General features: G+C 69.3%; 4 protein-coding genes. All 4 read left to right on the top strand.

All coding sequences use genetic code 11. The features are described from left to right. Positions 1-365 precede the first annotated feature (365 nt). The 4 genes from ACFXGI_RS38475 (at position 366) to ACFXGI_RS38460 (ending at position 3,522) form a co-directional block, all read left to right on the top strand. A complete protein-coding gene (locus ACFXGI_RS38475) occupies positions 366-1,376 on the top strand; it encodes a tyrosine-type recombinase/integrase (protein ID WP_384717686.1) in 1,011 nt (336 codons plus the stop codon). Positions 1,377-1,394: 18 nt separating this feature from the next. After that, positions 1,395-1,748, top strand: coding sequence for a helix-turn-helix domain-containing protein (locus tag ACFXGI_RS38470; RefSeq protein ID WP_384717683.1), 354 nt, complete (start codon positions 1,395-1,397; stop codon positions 1,746-1,748). Between the two features lie 448 nt (positions 1,749-2,196). Further along, the gene (locus ACFXGI_RS38465; RefSeq protein ID WP_384717680.1) at positions 2,197-3,039 is read left to right on the top strand and encodes a hypothetical protein; all 843 of its coding nucleotides are present in this window, start codon (positions 2,197-2,199) and stop codon (positions 3,037-3,039) included. 147 nt (positions 3,040-3,186) lie between these two features. After that, entirely contained in the window at positions 3,187-3,522 is a 336-nt protein-coding gene (locus ACFXGI_RS38460; protein WP_384717677.1) for a hypothetical protein, read from the top strand. Positions 3,523-3,868 lie beyond the last annotated feature (346 nt).

Here is a 3,868-nt window from a genome sequence, read left to right as displayed (position 1 = left end):
AGCCCCATCACCTACGAAGCCGCACTCGAAGCACCACCAACTACCCTGGCATCAGCCGCATAAATCGTGTTCAGGATTCGGGGTCAAGGCCCGACAGGAGTCGGTACGGGCGGATGCCCGTGTGTGGTCGGCGGGGTTGTTGGAGTTGCATGGACGGTTCGTTCATCGGTTCTCGCAGGTGGAGCCGCGGGAGTCGGCGTGTGGATGAGCCGGTTGTTTCGCTGGCGATGGTTGCCTTTCCTGCGGCGTCTCATTGGGTCTGTCGGTGGCGGCGTGGTTGTTCAGGTGCTGCCTGACTGACGAGCTTTGGGGTGTTGCGGATGGCTGTGGGGGAGCGGGGCGGGCTGCGCCTGGTTGGAGGCGGGTTGGCCGATCCGGACGCCGGGGCGGATCCGTGGGTGTTCCAGGCCGAGTGTGCTGAGGCGTTCGCGAGGTCGTGGGTGGTGCGCGGGTTCGCTCCGACGACGGTCCGCGGCTACGCCTCTCTCCTGGCCCGGGCGCTGGGGCGTTTCGACTGCCCGGTGTGGGAGGTGGAGGCTGAGGACGTGGATGAGATGCTCCACGCCCTTGCTGTCGCTGGTCTGGCGGCGGGTACGCGCAGGCAGTACCTGCAGATGCTGCGGGCTTTCCATACCTTCGTCGTGCAGCGCTACGCGGTCCAGGTCCGTGCTTTGTTCGGGGTTCCGGTCGGTGATGGCGGTCTGGATCGGTTCAACCGGGTGCGGCATGCCGGTGACGACGCCGCGGTGGGTCCGCCTCCCGGCACGGAGCGGCTGGATGCGTTCTTCGCTTTCATGCGTTCCCAGGTGGCTGTGGCGTCCGACTACCGGGCTGCGGCGCGGGATTACGCCATGCTGCGCACGCCGTACATGTCGGCGGTCCGGGTGAGTGAATTGGTGCGCCTGGACCGGGCGGATGTGTATCCGGGTCTTGGGCCGTTGGGGAAGTTGCATGTGCGGTTCGGTAAGGCGGCGAATGCGTCGGGGCCGCGGCCGCGATGGGCGCCGATGCTGGAGGGCCTGGACCGGATTCTGGCCTGGTACCTGGAAGACGTCCGGCCGCTGTTCCCCGCCACCCCGGCGCTGTTCTGCGACGAGGACGGCCAGGCACTGAAGACGGGGACGGTCCGGGACCGCCTGGCCCGCCTTCTCGACCTCGAGGGCGCGGCCTGCGACGAGCGGTTCACGCCTCACGTGCTGCGCCGGGCGTGCGCGACGCACCAGTACGAGCGGGGCATGGACCTGATCGCGGTCCAGCAGTTGCTCGGGCACCGGCATATCGCCTCGACGATGGCGTACGTGAAGCCGTCCCAGCGGTTCGTCGAGGACGCCTGGCAGCGTGCCACCGACTCCGTTGTCCGCACGCTGGCCGGCTGACCGGAGGAGAGCGTGGACATGACGTCATCAGGACCCGCGCTCCCTGACCAGGCTTCCTCAGGCGTTCAGTGGCGGCTGCGGATGGCCGCGGCGGAGCGCGGTGTGTGGACGGGGACCCAGCTGCGGCGGCTGCTTGCCGAGAAGGCGGGTCTGGACCTGTCACCGGCCTCGGTGTCGGCTTTGTTCACCAAGCAGCCGTCCCAGGTGAAGCTGTCCACCCTGACCGCGCTGTGCACTGCCCTGGCCTGTGCTCCTGGAGATCTCCTCGTGCTCGGTCCCGCAGCACCGGTGGCACTGGCGGAGCAGTCAGGCAGGCAGCCGTTGCCGGGCCCGCTACGGGCTGTCGGGAGGCGGTCCCTGCCTCCCTTGTGACCATCGCGGCTGTCCGCAGTTCCTTCTCTTCTGTCTGGCAGGTTCGAGATCGCATGGCAGCGAACGCTCCCGGCGCCGTCCAGGCTGCTGCCCTGGGTGTACGAAGCTGCGCTGGCTCCGTCCCGGCTCGGGCCTGTGCGCCTGGTGCTCGCGGACGTGTCCGGGCTGCGGGGGCGGCAGGCGTTCGGCGCAGGAGACGTGTGCGGCTTGCCGGCGCAGGGCTGCGGGCGGGCACGGGCGTGGTCCCTGTCAGCGTTGCGGGCGACGGCGGACTCTTCACGCGGCGACTCAGTGGTGCCGTCCCTGCTCCGATCCCGCGAGGGCGGAGCTGCTCGCGGCCTGTTCGGGATGCGGTGTCCTGTCCCAGTGGGCGTGTGGCATGTGCAAGGGCTGCTACGAGCGGTCGCCTCACACGGTTGAGACCCGCGCGGCAAGCTGGGCCCGACAGATGCCGTGTACGCCCTCGTGGTGGAATGCCCTGGCCTCGCATCTGGCGACGCACCGCCACACCTTCTACGCCGCGGACGCCCTCACCCATACCGCCCGTCTCGTCATCGACGCCGGCTCCACCGACCCGCACACCCTGCTCGCAGAGGCCCGCCGTACCCGCCCCTGGCTCAGCCGGCTGCTCGCAGACTTCTTCCACGCCCAACAGCTCCTCACGGCTCCTGCCAGCTCCGAGGACGCGCAGGCAGCCGCTCTGCGCGAGCGGCGGATCCAGGCAGTCCCGGCTCCGCTGCGCCCCGCAGTCCGCTCGTTCGCGGACGCGCTGGTGGCCCAGCGGCAGAACGCCGAGCGCCTTGGGCTGCGTCCGAACCAGCTCAAGACCATCGAGATCCGCCTCGACACCGTCCGGGACCTCGCACTCCACCTCCACGCCCAAGGTCACACCACCTGGGCGAGTGTGAACGTCACCGATTTGGAGGCATTCCTGGCCCGCAGCCCGGCTCGTAGGGCTTCCTGGCTTGCGGGGCTACGACAGTTCTTCTCCCACGCCCACCGCACTGGCCTGGTGCTCCACAATCCCGCTGCAGCCGTGGAGGCCCCGCAGCCACGTGGCTTCAGGGGCTCCACCCTCACGCTCGATGAGCAGCGCGCCCTCTACCGCCGGTGGAGTGCCGGAAAGGATGTCCTCCCGCACGAGGCGTTCATCGGCCTGGCGGCCCTCCTCTCTATCCGGTCACGCTTGAAGCCGATAAGGCGGGAGAGATGGTGCTGCGATGGGCCATCCCGCCCTACGACTTCGATGGCGAAGCCGAGTGACGAGCCCAGCCCCGGTCCCTCAGTGTGAATCACCCGCACGACGAGGTGCACTGGCCGTAGACAGTGTGGCTGCTGTGCGGGGACCTCGGAGTGCACCATGCCATCAGTTCCCGTATCAAGCCGAGCTAAGTTTTGAAGCACCAGTTTGCGGGCGGGTCTCTTCGAAGGGTGGGGTATGAGCCGGGGCGCTGGACAGCAGGAGATCGAGCGGGAGCTGCGCCGGAGGGCGATCGGCGGGGCGTCCACGCTGGAGATGCTCATCTGGCTGAGAGCTGACCTGGAGGGTCGGATCAGCGATCCAGTCGACCGCGACGGCGCGATTGCCTTCTGCATGATCTCGACGTTCACATCGGTCTTCGACCTTGGGCTCACGCCCGGACGGTTCATCGCGAGCTGGGACCGGTTCGGAGGGCACCTGAACGACGAGGAACTGGTCGCGGGACTGGGCCCGCTGACCCTGGCCCCGGACGAGGAGCCCCAGCCCTGTGACTGCGGCGGGTACTGGGTCTGAGGGCGGAGGCGCCCCGAGGCGGCACGAACAGACCACACCCCGGCCAGATCCTTGCTGCCAGCGCCCGCGGAGCGGGCTTGTCCTGGAGGCAAAGCCGGAAGGACCCCGGGCGGGGGAGCGAAGCAGACCCGCCCAACGGGCCGAAGGCCCAGACCCCGTGAAACGGGGTCACCCAGGCCTGCAGAGCAGGCCGTTCGGGGCAGAGCGAAGCGGAGCCCCGAACTGTCCGGAGCGCAGCGCAGGACACCGGCCCCGAAGGGGCCGGCCCTGGCTCGGCGAAGCCGAGCCCCGCAGAGCGCAGCGAGGCGGTCCGTTGGCACAGCGCGCAGCGCTGTGGGACCCGCTC

The sequence above is a fragment of the Streptomyces sp. NPDC059355 genome (assembly GCF_042752335.1).
In the GTDB taxonomy this organism is placed as follows: Bacteria; Actinomycetota; Actinomycetes; order Streptomycetales; family Streptomycetaceae; genus Streptomyces.
Note: the sequence above shows the minus strand (reverse complement) of the source record. Positions and strands in the feature narration are given on the sequence as shown.